Here is a 20,861-nt window from a genome sequence, read left to right on the forward strand (position 1 = left end):
AAAAGGTGGTTAAAAATGAATGTTTAATTCAAATATAACCAAGTTGTAGGTTTTTCCTCTTCAGGAACACCAAGAAACTTTAGTTTTCCAGAACTTCACGCATGGCTTTGGCCTTAACCAAACACTCTTCATATTCATTGAGCGGATTGCTTTTAGCTGTGATGGCCCCGCCAACCGAATAGGACACATATCGTTTTTCCGCATTGTACAGAATACTTCTTATCACCACATTAAAATCGAAATCACCCTGAGGCGAAAAATAGCCAACGGCTCCAGAATACAGACCTCGCTTGGTATCTTCCAACGCTTCTATAATCTGCATAGCTGAAATTTTTGGAGCCCCTGTCATGCTGCCCATAGGAAATGTAGTGGCAATGACATCTACAGGATTGGTAGACGCTGCAATTTGAGACGTAACAGTAGAAACCATTTGGTGCACCTGCGGATAGGTATAGACTTCGCACAATTCTTCTACAACCACGCTTCCTTTGGTGGCAGTATGAGCTAAATCGTTCCGCACCAAATCCACAATCATGATATTTTCACTGCGCTCCTTTTCGTCCTTAGATAATTGTTCTTTCAATAATAGGTCTTCCTCAGGGTTTTGGGACCGTTTTGCCGTTCCTTTTATTGGTTGTGAAGTAATCTTTAAACCTTCTTTTTTGATGTAACGCTCTGGAGAGGCCGACATTAAATACTTGTCGTTAAGCCTTAAAAAAGTAGCGAAAGGGGGCTTTGATATGGCATCCAGTTTTAAATAGGTTTCCAATGGATGGATCTCTGTGTCTTCGGCATAAAACTCCTGACAAAAGTTGGCTTCATAAATATCCCCACGATGAATATGGTCCAGGACCGCATTAACTTTTTCAAAATATTCATCCTTATGCATGCGGAGTTTCACCTTAACATTATTGGGAGAACTTGCATGTATTTCAGAAGCCACATCCAATGCTTCAATATCCCTTAAATCTTCCTCCATTTCATCATCCACTGCTCCCAAATATTGCACTTCCACTTCATCATCTTTAATAAGGAACAATTTCTTGGGTTGAAAGAAAAACAAATCGGGGAATTCGAGTCCGTCAAAATTCTTGGACTCCAAACGTTCTACGGCATTTTTAAGATCGTAAGTTAAATAACCAAACAACCAATCTTTTGTGATGGATTGGTATTCTTTCAACTTATCGAACGCATTGTAATAATCGGTCTGGATACAAGTAAAGGCATCAACTGCCAAAACCGCATTATAGCTGGAATATTGGTTGCGATAATCGTTGGAATCCAACCAGACTACTTCGTGAAACTGCTGCCCCCAAAACAATAATTTTTGTTTATATTGCTCTATGTTTGGGATGCGAAACTTTTGTGTAGTTCTCAAAATATAATCAATGCGTTTTTGAATGCGGCAAATTTATTAAGAAACTGCCAAATACAATAACATTGCACCCATTACTTAGCCATATTCAACCCTACTAGTAACACTTATGAAAATTATTTTCACAAAGCGCTTATTTACAATCACAACCGCTCTCATCCTAATTTTTACAACAAATTTCACATGGGCCATGTCGTCCGATGCCGATTGGTATACCTATACCGATGAGGAGACAGGCTTTTCACTTGAACTGCCGGAAGCTCCCAATTATAGCGATGACTACAAAGCCTTTACCATGTACAGCTACAATGGACCTAACTCCAACCGCGTGTATTCGTTCTTTTCGTTGGATTTTAGAGGACTAAATAAGGATAATTCTCCAGACGACATCATGGACAGCTTTATCACTAATATTGTGAACAACCTTAACGGGGAACTTCTGAACAAAAAGCGTCAGAAATATGCCGATGGTTTACGATATAAGGTGACCGTAAAGCTCAATTCCAAGAAATTGATGAATGCGCAATTCACTTTACAGAATGATATTTTGTACTACCAATCTGTAGAGGATGACGCCGACGAAATTAACGACAGTAACACTTCCCATTTCTTTGAATCCATTGCCATCGCAACTCCAAAACCTAAAAAGGAAATTCCTTGGATAGACTACAAGAGTCCCGAAGGCGCGTTTTCACTACAACTTCCAGGAGAACCCGCCGATCTTTCCAGAGCTCATCCCAATCCAATTGATGAGGATGGAGAACCTTATTATTTGCACATGTACAATGTACAAGATTTGAAAAATGACAATAATTATCTGTTTAGATACAACGACCAACCTTTGGGATATTATATGGAAGATCCTATAGGGGCATTCGAGTCTATCAAAGATAATTTTGAGGGAAAAGCGACCTTGCTTGGTGAAGGAAAAACCATTTATCTTGACGGTTATGAAGGCCGAGAGTATGAATTATTGATTCAGGAGAAATACCATTCCGTTTGCAGGATCTACATTCGCGGTAACAGAACATACTTGCTCCTTAAACAAAAATTAAACGATACAGATCAAGCTTCCTCAGATGACTTGTTCTTTAGCAGCTTTAAATTTGAAACTCCCAAAACCCAGGAATTGGAAACTTTAAGCCCAAGAGGCACCAATTTCGAAATTCAGTTTTTTGAAGACACCTCCTTAACCATTGACAGTTTAGGATATGAAGATGTGTATCTAAAAAACTCGCACGACTATTTTGCCCTAAACAAGCAATCTGGAGATGTGTATCAATTTGGATACAGTGACATCAAGGACTATTTCAAAATTAAAAGCCGTAAGGAGTTTTTTGAAACCAATGCTAATTCTCTTCTCATCTGGAACGATTCCATTGTGAGCCAAAAAGACATCACTATAAACAACAAAGAGGCGTTGGAATTCTACATCCAAAATCAAGACACCAAAGTCACCACAAGACACCAAATTTGGATTGAAAACAAGCGTTTATTTTTGTTGACGGGCTACTTGAGTAAGGAAAGTATGGACAGTGAACTAACTAACACTATATTTTCATCCTATAAAGTAACTTCGGAAGAACCTGAATTTGATTTGTTCTCCTCGAAAACAGAGCTTCTTATGGAGAACCTAAAATCTTCAGATACCATTGTGTTTAATAATGCTTTGGGCGCTTTTGATTACTACGTCTTTGAAACTGAAGATTTGCCAAAACTTTACAATGCTATCACTGATACCTATGCCTCTTCTAAAAACAAAGAACTCATTTCCCATGAAATCCTAGAAGAACTTACCATCACCAACGACAGTACAACCTTAGATTTCCTAAAGACGCTTTACATAAATCCAAGTACAAACGACACCGTAAAAGCCCACATTTTAAATACCATTCCAGTATTAGAAAATAGAGATAAACTTAAGGTTTTCAACAACCTACTATCCAACGCTATTCCAACAAACACTGATAATTACACTTACGGAGTAACATCTCCCTATAGAGACTCGTTGGAATTTGCTATCGAGAACAACAAACTCCTTTTAAACCTAAACGATTACAAACCTTATCGTTCGAATGTTTTGGGTATTTTTAAGGACATTGCCGAAACTCATCCTGAGCACCTTAATTTGGTTTCAGATAATTTGGACACTCTTTTAAAGTACGCCCAAAGCGACCTTGACAGTTACCTCAACATGAAAAAAGGAGAAGATTACAACTTTAAAGACACCTCTTTAATGTATAGCTACCTATCGTTGTTTAACACCATTTCATACAACACTCCGCTTTCGGACAACCTTACAAAGGCTTTGATGAATGTAGAAGACAACGATTGGCTAAGCTTGAGAGCCATGACCGCGAGAATCCATTGCGGCTTTAAGGTTGACGACAAACACGCCTCTCAAAAACTGGATAGCCTGTTTTCCAGATACGAAATGATGGAAGTCTACCACAAAACCAATCAGTTTGATAAGGTCCCTAAAAAATATACCAAGCCAGAAGCATTTGCCGAATTGATGTTTTACAATTATCTGGGCGAAGAAGACTACTATCCAAGCAACTTGGAGGTTTTAGGAAAAATCACAAAGGATAACGCTGTTTTCTATGCTATTTCCTATTCCTATGAAGAAGAGCAAGACAACAGTGAATATATAGGTATCGTAGGGCCTATCACTCCAATTTCAAAAGACACCCCTTTTAACAAATACAAATCATACTCTGATTACGACACTTTGGAAAAAGACTGGAAGAGTCAAGCCCTAAATTTAATTCCAGATTTATTGGAATATGGATATTAATACAAAACACATGTTAAGCCTAAAAAACAACCTATTAAAAATAAACGTCAACCCTGTTGGAGCTGAACTTTCTGCCATAACTTCGGTAAACCACAAGACTGAATTTATGTGGAATGGCAACCCCGATGTATGGAATGGAATCGCCCCGGTCCTATTCCCAATAGTAGGCGGACTCAAGGACGACACTTTCCTCCATGAAGGAAAAAGCTACAAGTTACCCAGACATGGCTTTGCCAGACGAAATGCTTCAATGCAGCTTCATGAACAAACAGAAGACAAATTAACGTTTAAACTGGTTTCGGATGCGGCACTTTTGGAGCAATACCCATTTCAATTCGAGTTTTACACTTCCTATGAATTAACAGAAAACACAATTGTCGTGTCTCATGAAGTAAAAAACCTAGATAACAAAGACATGTATTTCTCCTTGGGAGCACATCCAGCATTTAAATGTCCTGTGTTTCCTGATGAAAAGTACGACGATTACTATTTAGAATTCGAAACTGAAGAACACAGCGAAACCCATTTGCTAGATTCGAATTCCGGTTTATTGAACAACCAAACCGAATTGACTCTCAACAACACCAACAAACTCCCGTTACACTATCAACTTTTTGAAAAGGACGCCTTGATTTTCAAGGATCTCAAATCGAAAAAAGTGACCTTAATGAGTGAAAACAAAGGTGCTATTTTAAGTGTTTCCTATCAAGATTTTCCGTATTTGGGCATTTGGGCAAAACCTAATGCAGATTATGTATGTATTGAACCTTGGTTAGGCGTAGCAGACAATATCAATAGCAATCAACAACTTAAAGACAAAGAAGCCATTTTAAAATTGGCTCCAAATGAAGTCTTTAAAGCTAGTTACACCATTAGCATAGGACATTCACTTTTAGTTTAAGTAGAATTAATGTGGTAGATTTGCATCAAAATATAAACAGTGACATTTCAAGATCTTAATTTAAATACACCGCTTTACAACGCCCTGGAAGACATGGGGTTTACCACTCCTACTCCCATTCAGGAACAAGCTTTTAATGTAGTAGCTTCCGGGAAGGATGTAGTTGGTATTGCACAAACAGGAACCGGAAAAACGTTTGCCTACATGCTTCCTATCCTGAAAAACCTCAAGTTTTCTACCCAAGATAATCCTAGAGTTTTGGTTTTGGTACCTACTCGAGAATTGGTGGTACAGGTAGTTGAAGAAATAGAAAAACTAGCCAAATACATCAATGTGCGTGTGTTGGGAGTTTATGGAGGCACCAATATCAACACCCAAAAGCGTGCCGTTGCGGAAGGTCTTGACATTTTGGTTGCTACACCAGGACGTCTTTACGATTTGGGAGTTAGCAGGGTTTTACAGCTGAAATCCATCCAAAAACTGGTAATTGATGAAGTTGATGTAATGCTGGATCTTGGTTTCAGACACCAATTGATGAACATTTTCGACATTCTCCCTGAGCGACGCCAAAACATTATGTTTTCGGCAACTATGACAGAAGATGTCGACCAATTGATCTCCCAGTTTTTTAAAGCACCTCAACGCGTTACCGTGGCCATTTCGGGAACACCTTTGGAAAACATTATCCAAGAGCGTTATGAGGTAAAAAACTTCTACACCAAAGTAAACTTGCTTCGTGAGTTATTGAGCGACAAGGATACTTATAACAAAGTCATCATTTTTGTGGCCTTCAAAAAAATGGCCGATCTTCTGTTCGATCAGCTAGAAGAGGAATTTAACGACGAATGTTGTGTGATCCACTCCAACAAAACGCAAAATTACAGATTGCGTAGTATTGCTCAGTTCCAAGCTGGAGACAATAGAATTTTGATTGCTACGGATGTTATGGCGCGTGGATTGGATATTGACGACGTCTCGCATGTGATCAATTTTGACACCCCTCACTACCCAGAAAACTATATGCACCGTATAGGAAGAACCGGTAGAGCGGAAAAAAAGGGACATGCCCTAGTATTTTCAACACAAACCGAATTGGAATATATTTCGGAAATAGAAAAGTATATGGATATGGACATTCCATTGTTGCCATTTCCAGAAGGTGTTGCCATTTCAGAAGAACTCATTGAAGAAGAACGCCCGCAAATAAAGGAACGCAACAACCCAACCAAACGTTCCCTTGATGACGTTCCTGGGCCTGCTTTTCACGAAAAGTCCGAGAAAAACAAAAAACAAAACCAAGGTGGTTCCTACAGACGGGAAATTGCCAAGAAATATAAAAAGCCAAAAACCAGAGGAGATAAAAATTTCAATAAACGCAACAAAAGGAAATAACATTATGAAAGCAAGACTTACGCTCGTCATTTTTACCTTAGCCTTTCTTGTCCAACCTTTAAACGCCTCGTTAAAATGGGGCAAAACTGGACATAGGACCATTGGTGCTATTGCAGACCAATATTTAACGGGCAAGACGAAGCGTAACTTAAAAAAGATTCTAAACCACGAATCGCTTGCGTTCACGTCTACTTTTGCCGATGAGATTAAGTCTGATGATCGTTACAATGAATTTTACTCGTGGCATTTTGTAAACATGGCATTGGATGAAACCTATGAAAATTCTACCAAAAATCCAGATGGCGATTTAATAACAGGTATTGAACGTTGCAAAGAAGTGATTACGGATGAAAATGCTTCCATGGAAGACAAGGCTTTTTATCTGAAAATGTTGATTCATTTAATTGGCGACCTACACCAACCGCTTCATGTAGGTCGTGCCGAAGATCGTGGCGGCAATGACATTAAGGTACAATGGCAGTTTAGGGACACCAATTTACATACCGTTTGGGACAGTAAAATGATTGATGCTTACGATATGAGCTATTCAGAATTGGCTCAAAACGCCGATTACCTTACCAAAGACCAAGTAAAAGCTATTCAACAAGGTACGATTGTTGATTGGGCTCACGAATCGCAGCAATTGGCAAAATCAGTGTATGCTTCAGCGAACGAAGGCGATAATTTAAGATACAAATACTCCTACGAACATTTTGGTACGGTTCGCTCCCAGTTACAAAAGGGAGGTATCAGATTGGCAAAAGTGTTGAATGACCTTTTCTAGAGAAGGATTCTAATTATACTTCTTATTCTACCAATAAAAGACTTCAATAGTTTAATTAGTATAACTATTGAAGTTTTTCATTTTAAAACATCAGACAACTTACCAGAGCAAAATTAACAAACAAAAAAGCGGTGCATCATTAAAATACACCGCTCATTAAAATTGGTAAACACTTAAAATATGCTTAATGTGTAATTACACATGTAAAGCTCTATCTCCTGTAGCAGCCAAAGCCGCTTCTTTAATAGCTTCTGTAAAGGTCGGGTGAGCGTGGGACATACGTGAAACATCCTCAGCAGATGCTCTATATTCCATAGCTACTACCGCTTCGGCAATCATATCGGCTGCACGTGCTCCAACCATATGGACTCCTAAAATTTCGTCAGTATTTTTATCTGCCAAGATTTTTACAAATCCATCCAAATCCATACTGGCTCTACTTCTACCCAAAGCACGCATTGGGAATTGTCCAACTTTATAATCTACACCAGCTTCTTTCAATTGCTCTTCAGATTTCCCTACAGCAGCAACCTCTGGCCATGTATACACAACCCCTGGAATTAAATTATAATCGATATGTGGCTTTTGTCCGGCCAAAGTTTCCGCTACAAACACACCTTCTTCCTCTGCTTTATGGGCCAACATCGCTCCTTTTACAACATCTCCAATAGCGTAAATGTTGGAAGCCGAAGTTTGTAAATGGTCATTGACTTCAACTTGTCCTCTGTCATTCAACTTCACACCAGCAGCTTCAGCATTTAAACCATCGGTATAAGGACGACGTCCAACAGACACCAAACAATAATCTCCTCTAAACTCTACTTCTTCTCCTTTTTTATTATCGGCTTTTACAACAACTTCATCACCAACACGCTCAACAGATTTTACTTTGTGAGAGGTATTGATTTTGAATTTTTGCTTCTTTAATACCTTGTTCAATTCTTTGGACAAACCACCATCCATTGTAGGGATGATACGGTCCATGTATTCCACAACACTTACTTCAGCTCCTAAACGCTTGTACACTTGACCAAGCTCCAAACCAATTACACCACCACCAATAACGATTAGGTGCTTTGGAATTTCTTTCAATTTTAAGGCTTCAGTAGAAGTAATGATTCGCTCTTTATCTATTTCAATAAAAGGTAAGCTTGAAGGCTTAGAACCTGTTGCAATAATCGTATTCTTAGCTTCTATCTCAATAGTTTCCTTACCTGTAATAGTAATATGAGTAGCATCTTTAAACGCTCCTAAACCTTCGTAAACATCGATGTTGTTTTTCTTCATCAAGAAATCGATACCACCAGTAGTTTGGTCTACCACGGCTTGTTTACGGGCAATCATTTTTTCCAAGTTCACTTTAATGTCACCTGGAATTTCAATTCCGTGCTCTTCAAAATGCTTTACGGCATCTTCGTAGTGGTGAGAAGAATCTAAAAGGGCTTTACTTGGAATACATCCTACGTTAAGACAAGTTCCTCCAAGTGTAGAATATTTTTCTATGATTGCTGTTTTCATTCCCAATTGGGCGCAGCGAATGGCCGCCACATACCCTCCAGGACCAGAGCCAATAACGGCTACATCGTATGAATTCATAAGGTTTTGTTTATTCGATTTTGTTAAAACGATTACAAAAGTACAAATGTTTTAGGTCACAACCATGAAAAAACAATCTCTTATCTAGCAGATTTCTCAATTATCCGTTTCTATTTAACATTAAAGCTTTTACGATGGAAATCCAAGCATATCGCCCATGCCCACGGTAAACAACCAACTCCCATAAATGGCATGCTCTATTGATACCAAAGTGGTAGATTTTGTCTTTAAAAAAGTAAGGGCAAACAATAAGCCTCCCAAAAAGGTCATGATGAGTACCAATGTATTCTTAAACATTAAATGCGCCATTGAAAACACAAGTGCATTAACGATTATAGATATCCACTTACTTTTCATTAAATTTTGATACCTATTAAAGTACAGCGTCCTATAAATAAGTTCTTGTGGATAGACAGAAAACAGGGCATACAAAAACAAAATCAACACCCACATTTTGGGTTTGGAAAGTAAAACGCAGAACAAATTTCCCTTATCGGTAAAATACACAAAGGAGGTGGTGAGAATTGCTATGATGAGAAATTTAGCCGAGGTGAGTTTCCAAAATGTCTTCCAATTGATGGTTGGGGACAATTGAAACCTGACGTCTTCTACTTTCAGCAAAAGGTAGATTACATACAAAAATCCCACACTTCCCAAAAACAATTTAATTACGGGAGGGTACTTCAAGGCAAAACTTACCGGCAAAATCACAAAAATGATTACAAATTCAAGCCACCTGTAAGTCTTGGATTCCATGTTACACTGTAATAGCCGTAGTATGCTTTACTTCATTGATTACAAACATACTGTGCGTACTTCCAATATGATTGATGGAAGTGAGTTTGTTTACCATAAATTTCCGAAAATCTTCCATATCTCGCACCATAACTTTCAATAAATAATCATAATCGCCACTAATATGGTAGCATTCTACGACTTCGTTTAAATTGGCAACTTCCTCTTCAAACTTCACCACATAATCATGTGAATGCTGAATGAGCTTGATATGGCAAAAGGCCACAAACCCTCTGTCCACCGATTCTTTATTCAAAAGCGCTACATATTTTTGGATGACCCCTTCCCGCTCCAATTTCTTGATACGTTCATAAACTGCAGTCACGGACAAGTTCAATTTATTGGAAAGTTCTTTAGTGGTCTGCTTGCTGTCTGCCTGTAGTAATTTGAGGAGTTTTAAATCTGTGTTGTCCAAAGTCATGGTTGAAAAAATTTCTAAAGGAAAAGCGAATTCATCTATTTCAATGTAAATTTAACCATAAAAACCAAGTATTACAGTTTTATTTTCCGAATAATCACAATACTATTGATAATAATTCTATAATTATTCAATTTTGAAGAGTAAACAAAAACTTTAGCCATGGAATTTAAACCCGCAAACAACATACAAGACTTACAATATTTTGGAGAATTTGGAGGTGTCAACCCATCCATTTCAGATTCTTCAACTTATACCTTTTTATCTGCAAAGACCATGTTCGACACCTTCGAAGGGAATGCAGATGGATGCTACCTTTATTCACGTCACTCCTCTCCTTCCAACCTATATTTAGGAGAAGCTTTAGCGGCTATGGAAGGTACGGAAACAGCAAACGTATCCGCCTCTGGAATGGGTGCCATTACCCCAGTATTGATGCAATTGTGTGGCGCAGGAGAACATATCGTTTCCAGTAGAACCATCTACGGAGGAACCTATGCCTTCTTGAAGAATTTTATGCCACGTTTTAATGTATCCACGTCTTTTGTAGACATTACTAAATTGGATGTCGTTGAAGCGGCCATTACCGAAAACACCAAAGTACTTTACTGCGAAACTGTGAGCAACCCGCTTTTGGAAGTAGCCGATATTAAAGGGCTATCCGAAATTGCAAAACGTCATAATTTGACGTTAGTGGTAGACAATACATTTTCTCCATTGTCCATTAGCCCTGTAAAATTGGGAGCTGATGTGGTAATCCACAGTCTTACAAAATTCATCAATGGTTCCAGTGATACTGTTGGAGGTGTAGTATGTGGTAGCCAAGAATTCATTGACGCGCTTCGTAATGTAAACGATGGTGCTTCTATGTTATTAGGACCTACTATGGATAGTCTTAGAGCTTCTTCAGTGTTGAAAAACTTGAGAACGCTTCACATCCGTATGATGCAACATAGCCATAACGCCACTTATTTAGCTGAAAAATTTGAAGCTGATGGCTTAAAAACTGTATATCCTGGATTGGCATCGCACCCATCCCACGAATTGTTCAAAAGCATGATGAACGAAAAATACGGTTTTGGAGGTATGTTGACTATTGATGTTGGCTCATTAGACAAAGCCAACGAATTAATGGAACTTATGCAAGAGCGCAACTTAGGATATTTGGCAGTGAGCTTAGGATTCTACAAAACACTTTTTAGTGCGCCGGGAAGCTCTACGTCATCTGAAATTCCAGAAGATGAACAAGCTGAAATGGGACTTACCGATGGCCTGATTCGTTTTTCAATTGGTTTGGATGCCGATATTGAGCGCACCTACGAAATGATGAGAGCCTGTATGGAAGAACTTGGCATTTTAAACAAGCTAGCAGAAGTACACGCATAAAAACGTCTTTCAATAAAAAAGCCTCTCAGTAATTCTCTGAGAGGCCTTTTTTTTAAACACCTTTTAGTCGCTTCAAAAAGGCTTCAAAATCTTCTCTTTTGGGACTTTCATGCTCCACCGATTTGATGTTCCATCGCTCTCCTTCCTTCATCAACATAAATTTAAAAATAGAAGAATTTCTATCATTAGGATTGAAAAAAGGATAACGCAGGTCATTATACCTTATTTCATTATTGTCCATCTTCTTCAAATTAAAATAGCCGTCACTGAACAAGGACAATTGCTTGATGTCCGAATGCTGCATATCTATCAAATCATGATGCATGGGCAATTCCATAATTTTGTCAACTTTTGCCTCGGAATCCAAAAGGGAATAATAGCCAACATAATAGTTGTTTTCTCCTTCGGCTATGCCATACCAAAGGATATTATTAAAAAATGTAGGTTGGGTTCTAAATCTTGAAAACGTAATATTGCCTTCCTTGAAGGATTTTTCAAAAATGGAATTCATATACACCTTATTAATTAAAGTCAGTACCATATAAAAAGAACTGAGCCCCAAGCCCAACTTGGTCCAAAATAAGCGTTTTACGTTAGATCTTTTGTAAAACATTACCACAATCATACATATTAAAAACGGGAGTGTATAGCCTAAATCTACTACCGAAATATTGTTAAAAGCCACTCTGTAGTTTGAAAATGGCGTAAATAATTGGGTTCCGTAAGGCGTAAAACAATCCAACATGGGATGTGTAAAAAGCGACAGTCCAAACAACCAAAACCAATCTTTTAGGGAAGTATTATCCTTCCGTTTTCCTTTGTCATAAAGTTTGTAGACCAGCCATCCAAAAGCAAAAGTTCCAATAAGGCAAAACAAAAATGAATGCATGAATCCACGATGGAACATCATGATATCAATTTCATTGGAATAGAAAAGCCGTCCAACATACACATCCAAATCTGGAATGGTACCTCCAATGGCTCCGAACAACAAAGCCTTGTTTCCTATTTTTTTACCGAGCGCCAATTCTCCGCAGGCAGCACCTAATACAATTTGGGTTACAGAATCCATATATTTTTTTCAACTGAAGACAAATGTACACAACTGTTTCTATTTGCAGAATACCTTTCAAAATCGTAACATTACATCTCCAATATTAAAAGCAACCATTGCATGCAAAGCCAGGAAATAAAACCCACACAACCCCAAGACGAACACATTGTAGAAAACAAAGAATTAAGCATTTGGGAAGCCCTAATCCCGGTATTGGCATTGGTGTTAATGCTAGGGTACAATGTGGCAGAAGCTTTTGGTGATGATGCCCTTAGCGGAAGTAACCAATTCATTCTCCTTATGGGGGCAGCGGTTGCGGCTATCGTAGGTTATTTCAATAAGGTATCCTTTAATCAAATGATGGAGGAAGTTGCCGAAAACATCAAGTCTACTTCTGGTGCCATTTTAATTTTGCTTCTGGTGGGCTCTTTAGCGGGAACATGGCTTATCAGTGGTATTATTCCATCCATGGTTTACTACGGGCTGCAAATTTTAAGCCCCACTATTTTTCTTCCTGCCTGCGTCATCATTTGTGCCATTATATCGGTAGCAACGGGAAGCAGCTGGACTACCTCTGCAACCGTAGGGATTGCACTTATAGGGATTGGCAATGCTTTGGGCATCAATCCGGGAATGACAGCAGGAGCCGTCATTTCAGGGGCCTATTTTGGAGATAAAATGTCACCTTTGAGCGACACCACCAATTTAGCTCCAGCTATGGCTGGAGGCGAATTATTCTCACACATCAAATATATGATGTACACCACCATTCCAACCCTTATCATTACTTTGGTATTGTTTGTAATTATTAGTCTTTCTCTAGATGTAAAAGGAGATACCGATACCACAGAAATGTTAAGTGCTATAGACAGTGCCTTTCATATTTCGCCTTGGCTATTTTTGGTGCCTGCATTGGTCATCTTTATGATTGTAAAAAAGACGCCTCCCTTACCTGCACTTTTGGCTGGAACCTTACTGGGCGGTGTGTTTGCCCTTATTTTTCAACCTGAAATTGTACTACAAATAACAGGCGCTTCCGAATTAAACTTTCTTTCTGCCTATAAAGGTATCATGACCGCCATTACCGTAGATACTTCTGTAACCACTAACAGTGCCGAACTAAATGATTTGTTCTCCTCCGGAGGAATGTACGGTATGTTGGGCACCATTTGGCTGATTTTATGTGCCATGGTTTTTGGAGGTGTGATGGATGCCATTGGCGCCTTGTCCAGAATCAGTAAAGCGGTATTAAATTTGTTCGACTCTGTATTCGGGCTTTTTGCAAGTACCGTTATCAGCTGTATTGGATTGAACGCCCTTGCCAGCGATCAATATTTGGCTTTGGTAATTCCAGGAAGAATGTATAAAAAGGCGTTTGAAGACAAAGGATTGGCCCCAGAAAACCTTAGCCGCACCCTTGAGGACTCAGGAACAGTAACTTCGGTATTAGTTCCTTGGAATACCTGTGGCGCTTACCAAAGTGGCGTGTTGGGTGTGGACACATTATCCTATGCGGGCTATGCCTTCTTCAATTATTTAAGTCCGTTTATGACCTTGTTCTACGCAGCCTTTAAAATTAAGATTAAGCAAATTTCGAAGGACAATTTTTAACAAATAATCAAAAACTATACTTCTAAATTATTCCCATTGAATAAAGCTATTATTTAATAAATTTTTAAAATCATGCAACCCCTGTAAACCTACTTGAAGTAGTATATTTGCAACCAGAAAATTACTAACAATTAAATATATTATTATGGCATTTGTAGGAAAAAAATTTCCAAATTTAAACGTAGACGCAATGAACGAAATGGGTGACACCTATAAAATCAACGTTCTTGAAGAAGCGGTAAACAATAAGAAAAAAGTAGTTTTATTTTGGTACCCAAAGGACTTTACTTTTGTATGCCCTACTGAGTTGCACGCATTCCAAGCTGCTATGGCTGAATTTGAAAAGCGCAACACTATTGTAATTGGAGCTTCTTGCGACACTCCAGAAGTTCACTTTGCATGGTTGAACACTGCAAAAGACAACGGAGGTATTGAAGGTGTAACGTACCCAATCTTGGCTGATTCTAACAGAAACCTTGCTTCTACTCTTGGAATCTTAGACATCACTAACGAAACTTACAACGAAGAAACTGGTGTTGTAACTGTTGAAGGTGACAACGTAACCTACAGAGCTACATACATTATCGACGAAGAAGGAACTGTACAACACGAGAGCATCAACAACATGCCATTAGGAAGAAACGTTGGTGAATACTTACGTTTAATCGATGCCTTAACTCACGTTCAAGAAAAAGGTGAAGTTTGTCCAGCAAACTGGGAAGAAGGTAAAGATGCTATGAACGCCAACAGAGATGGTGTTGCTAGCTACTTGGCTTCTCACTAATAAGAGCAACAACAAAATTTAAATCAAAGTGGGTCAAGCCTATTGACCTGCTTTGATATCCTACTCACAATCATAAACTTTTCATTATGGTACAAGAATTAAATCAAGATAACTTACAGGACATCATCAACTCAAACGACACTGTTGTAGTACAATTTTCAGCAACGTGGTGTGGTAACTGCCGAATCATGAAACCAAAATTCAAGAAATTGGCTTCAGAAAACGAAAACACTGCATTTGTAGTGGCAGATGCCGAAAAATTCCCAGAATCTAGAAAGTTGGCAAACGTAGACAACTTACCTACTTTTGCAACGTTTAAAAATGGAGCGTTTGTAAACCAAGTGCAAACTAACAAGTTTGAGGTTTTACAAGGCCTAGTATCGGAAGTCGTTTAAAGCATTATTTGCAAAAAATCTATAAGCAATGAAATTACCTGTAATTAAGCATTTAACAGAATTTATAGAGGAAAACGACGAGGACTTCGTAATTGAAGCCATCGAAACCCTTGAAGCCCTCACTGAGGTTCCTTCTCTTAAGGATGAAGAATTGGACGTTATTGGCGAGTTGATCTCCAACATGTATGGAGCCGTTGAAGTCCACAAATTGATTAAGGAAGGTACTCCTAAAAAAGAAGCCCTAAATGGCTTTATGAAACGTGTACTAGGATCTATTGACAAGTAACCCTGTCGATAAACAGCATAGTAAAAGCCTTTGAAATCAAGTATTTCAAAGGCTTTTTCATTTTTCACCAGCATTTATACATCCTGCAAATCTTAAAAAATTCTCCCCTCAATAACTCAATTTTTCGTATCTTAAGTACATAAAATTCACTTACAATGAGCGAAGACAACTACATAAAAATTTTCTCCGGCAATTTCATTATGGTACAGCTCATGATGACCAGATTGGAAGAAATAGGCATTGAACCCATTATCAAGGATGAATCGGAATCTGGCAGACTGGCGGGCTTTGGTTCTTCCATACAGGGGTTCCAGGAACTTTACGTCCACAAGGACGAATTGGACAAGGCAGTTCCTGTAGTGGAATTGGTAAGGTCTGAAATGGAAGCATAAAAAAAGCCTGAGAAAATCTCAGGCTTTTTTTATGTGTTCAAATTGAAAAACTAGGCTTCAATAGCATACATTTTTTCTCTTTGCTCCTTTATTTTCTTATCGCTCATGTACTCATCAAATGTTAAGTATCTATCGATAATTCCATTTGGAGTCAACTCAATCACTCGGTTTGCAACTGTTTGGGCAAATTCGTGGTCATGAGTTGTGAACAATACAGTTCCTTTAAAGTTTTTAAGTGAATTGTTGAAAGCAGTAATACTTTCCAAATCCAAGTGGTTTGTTGGCTCATCAAGCATTAATACGTTAGCTCTCATCATCATCATTCTACTTAGCATACAACGTACTTTTTCACCTCCAGACAATACGTCTGCAGTTTTCAAAGCCTCTTCTCCACTGAAGATCATCTTTCCAAGGAAACCTCTAATGTATACCTCTTCTCTCTCCTCTTCGGTTGTTGCCCATTGACGTAACCAATCCACAAGACTCAATTTATTCTCAAAATACTCGCTGTTATCCAATGGCAAATAAGACTGAGAAGTGGTTACCCCCCAAGCATAGCTTCCGGAATCCGCTTCCATTTTCCCATTGAGGATTTGGTAGAACGCAGTGGTTGCTCTAGAATCTTTAGAATACACCACGACTTTATCACCTTTTGCCAAATTAACGTCCACATTTTGGAACAACAAATCGCCATCCTGGGAAGCCGATAGGTTTTCAATATTCAAAATTTGATCTCCAGCTTCTCTATCGCGTTCAAAAATAATGGCAGGATAACGTCGGCTTGAAGGCTTAATTTCAGAAATATTCAACTTGTCAATCATTTTCTTTCTACTGGTTGCCTGTTTGGATTTGGCAACGTTGGCGGAAAAACGACGGATAAACTCTTCCAATTCCTTTTTCTTTTCCTCAGCCTTTTTGTTTTGTTGCGCTCTTTGTCTAGCTGCCAACTGAGAAGACTCATACCAGAACGTATAGTTTCCTGAATAGTGAGTAATTTTTCCAAAATCGATATCAGAAATATGAGTACAAACCGCATCCAAGAAGTGACGGTCGTGAGATACCACAATGACACAGTTGTTATAATCTGCCAAGAAGTTTTCCAACCAAGAAATAGTTTCATAATCCAGGTCGTTAGTAGGCTCATCCATGATCAATACATCTGGATTTCCAAAAAGGGCCTGTGCCAAAAGCACACGTACCTTTTGCTTTCCATCCAAATCCTTCATCAACATATAATGCAAATCTTCCTTGATCCCTAAGTTTGAAAGCATGGCAGCGGCATCACTATCGGCATTCCAACCATTCATTTCTTCAAACTGCACCTGAAGCTCTCCAATTTTCTCAGCATTCTCATCGGTATAATCGGCATACAAAGCATCAATTTGGGTCTTTAAATTATATAAAGGTTTGTTTCCCATAATAATGGTTTCCAACACGGTATGCTCATCATACAAGTTGTGGTTTTGTTCCAACACACTCATACGTTTTCCTGGTTCCAAATGCACATGTCCAGAAGTTGGATCCATTTTCCCAGATAATATCCTTAAAAACGTAGACTTTCCTGCTCCGTTTGCTCCAATAATACCGTAACAGTTCCCTTGGGCGAAGGTTGTATTTACCTCGTCGAATAGAATTCGTTTACCAAACTGAACTGAAAGATTAGAAACTGATAGCATAATAATTTGTTTTAATTTTTTGCAAAAGTAGACAAATGAATCCACAAGATGAAACATCTATTCCTTTTTTGACAGCACAAAGCCTTTGAAAGCCTAGGACTACATAACTTTTAACAGCGCCTTAACAAGAGAAATAGAATTGTTAGTCTATTTTTGTTTATGACCATAACCAGCTTACATTAAGTTACCGCTATGAAGTTTTACATAATACCCCTTATAGTATCAGTGTTTTTTACGGGATGTATGGATACCACATTGGCTCCCGAAGACTATGCATATTTTGGAGGGGAAATTATCAATCCTAAGAAAAATTATGTAACCCTCCACTTAGAAGAAGGTCAAGTAGATACCATGTATTTGGATGAAGAAAACAGGTTCTTCAAAAAAATAGACCATGTAGAATCTGGTCTATATGCCTTTTTGCATGGGGGTGAATACCAATTAGTACTTTTAGAACCTCAGGACAGCATCATGCTAAGGCTAAACACCTTGGATTTTGACGAGTCCTTGGTATTTACAGGAATTGGCTCAAAAAAGAACAACTACCTTATTAAATCATTTTTGGAAGATGAAAATGAGGATATGCACAAAAAAGAGTTCTTCCAAATGCCTCCAGAAGAATTTGAAAGCTATTTAAATACCAAAAAGGAAGAAAAATTGGCTCACCTCAATGAGTTTTTGGAAAAGTACCCCTCTTCCGATTTCTTTAAAAATATAGCAGAAGCCAACATTAACTACAATACTTACTTCTATAAAGAAGCCTACCCTTTTGGTTATTTTGGCGATAGCAAATTGGTGCATTACAAAGATTTACCAGAACACTTCTACGATTTTAGAAAGGATATTAACTATAATTTTAAAGACTTAAGGGAATGTGCCACTTACAACCGCTTTCTGTTGGCACATTTTAACAATTTAGCCCTTAGCTCTTATTACAAAAACACTGATCAGCATAAGTATTTTGATAGACAATCCTTAAACTACAATTTGAAAAAATTGGAACTAATCGATAGTTTGGTAAACGTAGATCCCATCAAAAACTATTTATTGAAAATGAATGTTAGGGAGTCGCTTTATATGACGGACACGCCCTCTGAAACCAATCAGTTGTTAGCCTCCTATTTGCAAAAAACCACAAGTGACATTGATAAGAAGGATATTAAGACTGTTGTAGACAAATTGAACCGGTTGAAACCTGGGCAGCCAATTCCAGATCTTACTTTGATCAATTTCAATGACGAACCGCATAGCTTGAAATCTTTAATAGACAAGCCTACCATCATTTACTTTTGGTCTTCCAACTTCGATTTAAATCACAAAAACCTTTATTATAGAACCAAGAAGTTACAGGACAAATATCCAGACCTAAACATTATCGCTATCAATATTAACGATGAAAACAATATGTACTGGAAAAACACTTTGAAACGTACTAAGTTTACTCCACAAAATGAATATCGTTTTGAGAACTTAAATGAAGGAATCAAAACTTTAATTACAAACTCTGTATACACCATTTTCTTGGTTGATGGGTCCGGCCAAATCATCTCATCCAAAAACAGTTTATATAGTGAAGAATTTCAAAGCAATTTTGAAAAGTTAGTTGCCCAAAAATAAAAGAAGAAAGATTCCATTATAGCATAAAAAAAAGCTCCTAAATTTCTTTAGGAGCTTTTTTATTTATCTACGGAGTATTCTTAGTTTCCTTTTTTATAGTCAGCTAAAAACTTCTCAAGACCTATATCAGTCAATGGGTGGCTCAACAAACCTGTAATAGCACTTAATGGTCCTGTCATTACGTCAGCACCAAGTTTAGCACAGTCAATCACGTGCATTGTGTGACGCACAGAAGCCGCTAAAATTTCAGTTTCGAAACCGTAGTTGTCAAAAATCTGACGGATTTCAGCAATAAGGTTCAAACCATCTGTAGAAATATCGTCCAAACGACCAATAAACGGAGACACATAAGTTGCTCCCGCTTTAGCAGCCAATAGCGCTTGCCCTGGAGAGAACACCAAAGTTACGTTTGTTTTAATTCCTTTATCGCTAAAATATTTACAAGCCTTGATTCCGTCTTTAATCATTGGCAATTTGATTACGATTTGATCGTGCAACTCAGCTAAAGCCTCACCTTCTCTTACCATTCCTTCAAAATCTGTAGAAATTACTTCGGCACTTACATCTCCATCAACAATATTGCAGATATCCACATAGTGCTTCATAATGTTGTCAACACCTGTAATACCTTCTTTGGCCATTAATGAAGGGTTGGTTGTTACACCATCTAAAATACCTAATTCCTGTGCCTCTCTAATTTGATCTAAATTAGCTGTGTCTATAAAAAATTTCATGTTTGTTGTTTATTTAAGTTGATCTATAAATCTTCTGCAAAATTACAATTTATAATGATTTAGGAGCAGTTTTTCATAAACTTTATCGGGTAAAATTCGCTTTAAAACAATGGAAAATTTCTGCATGAACTCCCCCACTTTATAATGGATTTTAGGATTGGGATTTTCTATGATTTTATGGATGGCTTTAGCCATAAACATTGGGTCTTTTCCTTCATCTACATGGGCATCCATCAATTTTAAGGTATTTCCGTAAGGTTCCTTGTATGGAGATTCTTTCAAAACAGGCGCATGAAACCTTCCTGCGGCAATATTGGTGGCAAAATCACCTGGAGCCACATTGGTCATTTTAATATTGAAATCTTTAATCTCCATTCTAAAAGCCTCTGTCACCAATTCCAACGCCCCTTTACTAGCGCTGTAAATGCCTCGGTAAGGCAATCCCATATAACCCGCAATAGAGGTTACATTTACAATCAACCCTGAATTTTGTTTGCGCATCTGTGGCAACACGGCCTTGATGACGTTGATTGGACCAAAAAAATTGGTTTCAAAATTTCGTTTGATTTCTGTATCTGGAATTTCCTCAATAGGTCCTGTAATACCTGCTCCCGCATTATTTACCAATACGTCCAACTTCCCTTCTTTCTCTATAACATGGGCAACAGCCTTTGAAATGGTTTCCAAATTGGAAACATCCAAGGCAATAAGCGGAAACTTACTGTTAGCGTATCGATCTGGATTTCTACTGGTACCATACACCTGGTATCCCTTTGACGTTAAAAATTCTCCTATGGATTTCCCTATTCCGGAAGACCCTCCGGTAATGAGCACAACTTTAGACATTATAATGGTATAAAAACTTAAG

General features: G+C 38.1%; 19 protein-coding genes. 11 read left to right on the forward strand and 8 right to left on the reverse strand.

Features of this window, described 5'->3' with window-relative positions:
- Positions 1-79 precede the first annotated feature (79 nt).
- Positions 80-1,378 (reverse strand): aminodeoxychorismate synthase component I, encoded by a 1,299-nt coding sequence (pabB, locus tag AC6I5C_RS11805; protein WP_497905321.1) that lies wholly within the window; start codon positions 1,376-1,378, stop codon positions 80-82.
- Positions 1,379-1,484: 106 nt separating this feature from the next.
- Between pabB and AC6I5C_RS11810 the strand changes: the two genes are divergently transcribed.
- From AC6I5C_RS11810 to AC6I5C_RS11825, 4 genes are read left to right on the forward strand one after another with little or no spacing between them, the layout of a single operon-like run.
- The gene (locus AC6I5C_RS11810) at positions 1,485-4,172 is read left to right on the forward strand and encodes a hypothetical protein (RefSeq protein ID WP_497905322.1); all 2,688 of its coding nucleotides are present in this window, start codon (positions 1,485-1,487) and stop codon (positions 4,170-4,172) included.
- 10 nt (positions 4,173-4,182) lie between these two features.
- On the forward strand, positions 4,183-5,073 hold the full coding sequence (locus AC6I5C_RS11815) for an aldose 1-epimerase family protein (protein ID WP_497905323.1): 891 nt from the start codon (positions 4,183-4,185) through the stop codon (positions 5,071-5,073).
- A 39-nt stretch (positions 5,074-5,112) separates the two neighbouring features.
- On the forward strand, positions 5,113-6,465 hold the full coding sequence (locus AC6I5C_RS11820; RefSeq protein WP_497905324.1) for a DEAD/DEAH box helicase: 1,353 nt from the start codon (positions 5,113-5,115) through the stop codon (positions 6,463-6,465).
- A 4-nt stretch (positions 6,466-6,469) separates the two neighbouring features.
- Positions 6,470-7,249: a S1/P1 nuclease gene (locus tag AC6I5C_RS11825; RefSeq protein WP_497905325.1), complete on the forward strand. Its 780-nt coding sequence runs from the start codon at positions 6,470-6,472 to the stop codon at positions 7,247-7,249.
- Between the two features lie 195 nt (positions 7,250-7,444).
- On the opposite strand, the gene lpdA is transcribed toward AC6I5C_RS11825, so the two are convergent.
- The 3 genes from lpdA to AC6I5C_RS11840 form a co-directional block, all read right to left on the reverse strand.
- Entirely contained in the window at positions 7,445-8,845 is a 1,401-nt protein-coding gene (lpdA, locus tag AC6I5C_RS11830) for a dihydrolipoyl dehydrogenase (protein ID WP_497905326.1), read from the reverse strand.
- 129 nt (positions 8,846-8,974) lie between these two features.
- Positions 8,975-9,601, reverse strand: a complete 627-nt coding sequence (locus AC6I5C_RS11835; protein ID WP_497905327.1) for a CPBP family intramembrane glutamic endopeptidase — start codon at positions 9,599-9,601, stop codon at positions 8,975-8,977.
- Between the two features lies 1 nt (position 9,602).
- Positions 9,603-10,061 carry an Lrp/AsnC family transcriptional regulator gene (locus AC6I5C_RS11840; protein ID WP_497905328.1) on the reverse strand — a complete coding sequence of 153 codons (459 nt, stop codon included), beginning with the start codon at positions 10,059-10,061 and terminating at the stop codon, positions 9,603-9,605.
- A 159-nt stretch (positions 10,062-10,220) separates the two neighbouring features.
- Here AC6I5C_RS11840 and AC6I5C_RS11845 point away from each other — a divergent pair, with 159 nt between their 5' ends.
- Positions 10,221-11,444: an aminotransferase class I/II-fold pyridoxal phosphate-dependent enzyme gene (locus AC6I5C_RS11845; RefSeq protein WP_497905329.1), complete on the forward strand. Its 1,224-nt coding sequence runs from the start codon at positions 10,221-10,223 to the stop codon at positions 11,442-11,444.
- A 52-nt stretch (positions 11,445-11,496) separates the two neighbouring features.
- Here the strand turns inward: AC6I5C_RS11845 and AC6I5C_RS11850 are convergent, their stop codons facing one another.
- Complete coding sequence (locus AC6I5C_RS11850; protein ID WP_497905330.1) at positions 11,497-12,516, reverse strand: metal-dependent hydrolase; 1,020 nt, start codon at positions 12,514-12,516, stop codon at positions 11,497-11,499.
- Positions 12,517-12,618: 102 nt separating this feature from the next.
- On the opposite strand from AC6I5C_RS11850, the gene nhaC reads away from it, so the two are divergent.
- The 5 genes from nhaC (at position 12,619) to AC6I5C_RS11875 (ending at position 15,966) form a co-directional block, all read left to right on the forward strand.
- Positions 12,619-14,109: a Na+/H+ antiporter NhaC gene (gene nhaC / locus AC6I5C_RS11855; RefSeq protein WP_497905331.1), complete on the forward strand. Its 1,491-nt coding sequence runs from the start codon at positions 12,619-12,621 to the stop codon at positions 14,107-14,109.
- 145 nt (positions 14,110-14,254) lie between these two features.
- The gene (locus AC6I5C_RS11860) at positions 14,255-14,893 is read left to right on the forward strand and encodes a peroxiredoxin (RefSeq protein WP_053977623.1); all 639 of its coding nucleotides are present in this window, start codon (positions 14,255-14,257) and stop codon (positions 14,891-14,893) included.
- A gap of 86 nt (positions 14,894-14,979) precedes the next feature.
- The gene (locus AC6I5C_RS11865; protein ID WP_497905332.1) at positions 14,980-15,288 is read left to right on the forward strand and encodes a thioredoxin family protein; all 309 of its coding nucleotides are present in this window, start codon (positions 14,980-14,982) and stop codon (positions 15,286-15,288) included.
- Positions 15,289-15,316: 28 nt separating this feature from the next.
- Positions 15,317-15,574, forward strand: a complete 258-nt coding sequence (locus AC6I5C_RS11870) for a DUF6952 family protein (RefSeq protein ID WP_053977621.1) — start codon at positions 15,317-15,319, stop codon at positions 15,572-15,574.
- Positions 15,575-15,729: 155 nt separating this feature from the next.
- A complete protein-coding gene (locus AC6I5C_RS11875; protein ID WP_053977620.1) occupies positions 15,730-15,966 on the forward strand; it encodes a putative signal transducing protein in 237 nt (78 codons plus the stop codon).
- Positions 15,967-16,016: 50 nt separating this feature from the next.
- Here the strand turns inward: AC6I5C_RS11875 and AC6I5C_RS11880 are convergent, their stop codons facing one another.
- Positions 16,017-17,642 (reverse strand): ABC-F family ATP-binding cassette domain-containing protein, encoded by a 1,626-nt coding sequence (locus tag AC6I5C_RS11880; protein WP_497905333.1) that lies wholly within the window; start codon positions 17,640-17,642, stop codon positions 16,017-16,019.
- 192 nt (positions 17,643-17,834) lie between these two features.
- On the opposite strand from AC6I5C_RS11880, the gene AC6I5C_RS11885 reads away from it, so the two are divergent.
- Positions 17,835-19,259, forward strand: coding sequence for a TlpA family protein disulfide reductase (locus AC6I5C_RS11885; RefSeq protein WP_497905334.1), 1,425 nt, complete (start codon positions 17,835-17,837; stop codon positions 19,257-19,259).
- Between the two features lie 80 nt (positions 19,260-19,339).
- Here the strand turns inward: AC6I5C_RS11885 and fsa are convergent, their stop codons facing one another.
- Both fsa and AC6I5C_RS11895 read right to left on the reverse strand, forming a co-directional pair.
- The gene (gene fsa / locus AC6I5C_RS11890) at positions 19,340-19,993 is read right to left on the reverse strand and encodes a fructose-6-phosphate aldolase (RefSeq protein ID WP_053977618.1); all 654 of its coding nucleotides are present in this window, start codon (positions 19,991-19,993) and stop codon (positions 19,340-19,342) included.
- Between the two features lie 42 nt (positions 19,994-20,035).
- A complete protein-coding gene (locus tag AC6I5C_RS11895) occupies positions 20,036-20,839 on the reverse strand; it encodes an SDR family oxidoreductase (protein ID WP_497905335.1) in 804 nt (267 codons plus the stop codon).
- Between the last annotated feature and the right edge of the window lie 22 nt (positions 20,840-20,861).

The sequence above is a fragment of the Mangrovimonas sp. sgz306409 genome (genome assembly GCF_059735265.1).

What these genes read in the sequence shown, in the direction of transcription:
- AC6I5C_RS11865 (WP_497905332.1), top strand. Translation starts at nt 14,980, where the DNA reads ATGGTACAAGAATTAAATCAAGATAACTTACAGGACATCATCAACTCA.
- AC6I5C_RS11870 (WP_053977621.1), top strand. Translation starts at nt 15,317, where the DNA reads ATGAAATTACCTGTAATTAAGCATTTAACAGAATTTATAGAGGAAAAC.
- lpdA (WP_497905326.1), bottom strand. Translation starts at nt 8,845, where the DNA reads ATGAATTCATACGATGTAGCCGTTATTGGCTCTGGTCCTGGAGGGTAT.
- nhaC (WP_497905331.1), top strand. Translation starts at nt 12,619, where the DNA reads ATGCAAAGCCAGGAAATAAAACCCACACAACCCCAAGACGAACACATT.
- AC6I5C_RS11840 (WP_497905328.1), bottom strand. Translation starts at nt 10,061, where the DNA reads ATGACTTTGGACAACACAGATTTAAAACTCCTCAAATTACTACAGGCA.
- AC6I5C_RS11810 (WP_497905322.1), top strand. Translation starts at nt 1,485, where the DNA reads ATGAAAATTATTTTCACAAAGCGCTTATTTACAATCACAACCGCTCTC.
- fsa (WP_053977618.1), bottom strand. Translation starts at nt 19,993, where the DNA reads ATGAAATTTTTTATAGACACAGCTAATTTAGATCAAATTAGAGAGGCA.
- AC6I5C_RS11895 (WP_497905335.1), bottom strand. Translation starts at nt 20,839, where the DNA reads ATGTCTAAAGTTGTGCTCATTACCGGAGGGTCTTCCGGAATAGGGAAA.
- AC6I5C_RS11880 (WP_497905333.1), bottom strand. Translation starts at nt 17,642, where the DNA reads ATGCTATCAGTTTCTAATCTTTCAGTTCAGTTTGGTAAACGAATTCTA.
- AC6I5C_RS11850 (WP_497905330.1), bottom strand. Translation starts at nt 12,516, where the DNA reads ATGGATTCTGTAACCCAAATTGTATTAGGTGCTGCCTGCGGAGAATTG.
- AC6I5C_RS11860 (WP_053977623.1), top strand. Translation starts at nt 14,255, where the DNA reads ATGGCATTTGTAGGAAAAAAATTTCCAAATTTAAACGTAGACGCAATG.
- AC6I5C_RS11875 (WP_053977620.1), top strand. Translation starts at nt 15,730, where the DNA reads ATGAGCGAAGACAACTACATAAAAATTTTCTCCGGCAATTTCATTATG.
- AC6I5C_RS11845 (WP_497905329.1), top strand. Translation starts at nt 10,221, where the DNA reads ATGGAATTTAAACCCGCAAACAACATACAAGACTTACAATATTTTGGA.
- AC6I5C_RS11835 (WP_497905327.1), bottom strand. Translation starts at nt 9,601, where the DNA reads ATGGAATCCAAGACTTACAGGTGGCTTGAATTTGTAATCATTTTTGTG.
- AC6I5C_RS11825 (WP_497905325.1), top strand. Translation starts at nt 6,470, where the DNA reads ATGAAAGCAAGACTTACGCTCGTCATTTTTACCTTAGCCTTTCTTGTC.
- AC6I5C_RS11885 (WP_497905334.1), top strand. Translation starts at nt 17,835, where the DNA reads ATGAAGTTTTACATAATACCCCTTATAGTATCAGTGTTTTTTACGGGA.
- AC6I5C_RS11815 (WP_497905323.1), top strand. Translation starts at nt 4,183, where the DNA reads ATGTTAAGCCTAAAAAACAACCTATTAAAAATAAACGTCAACCCTGTT.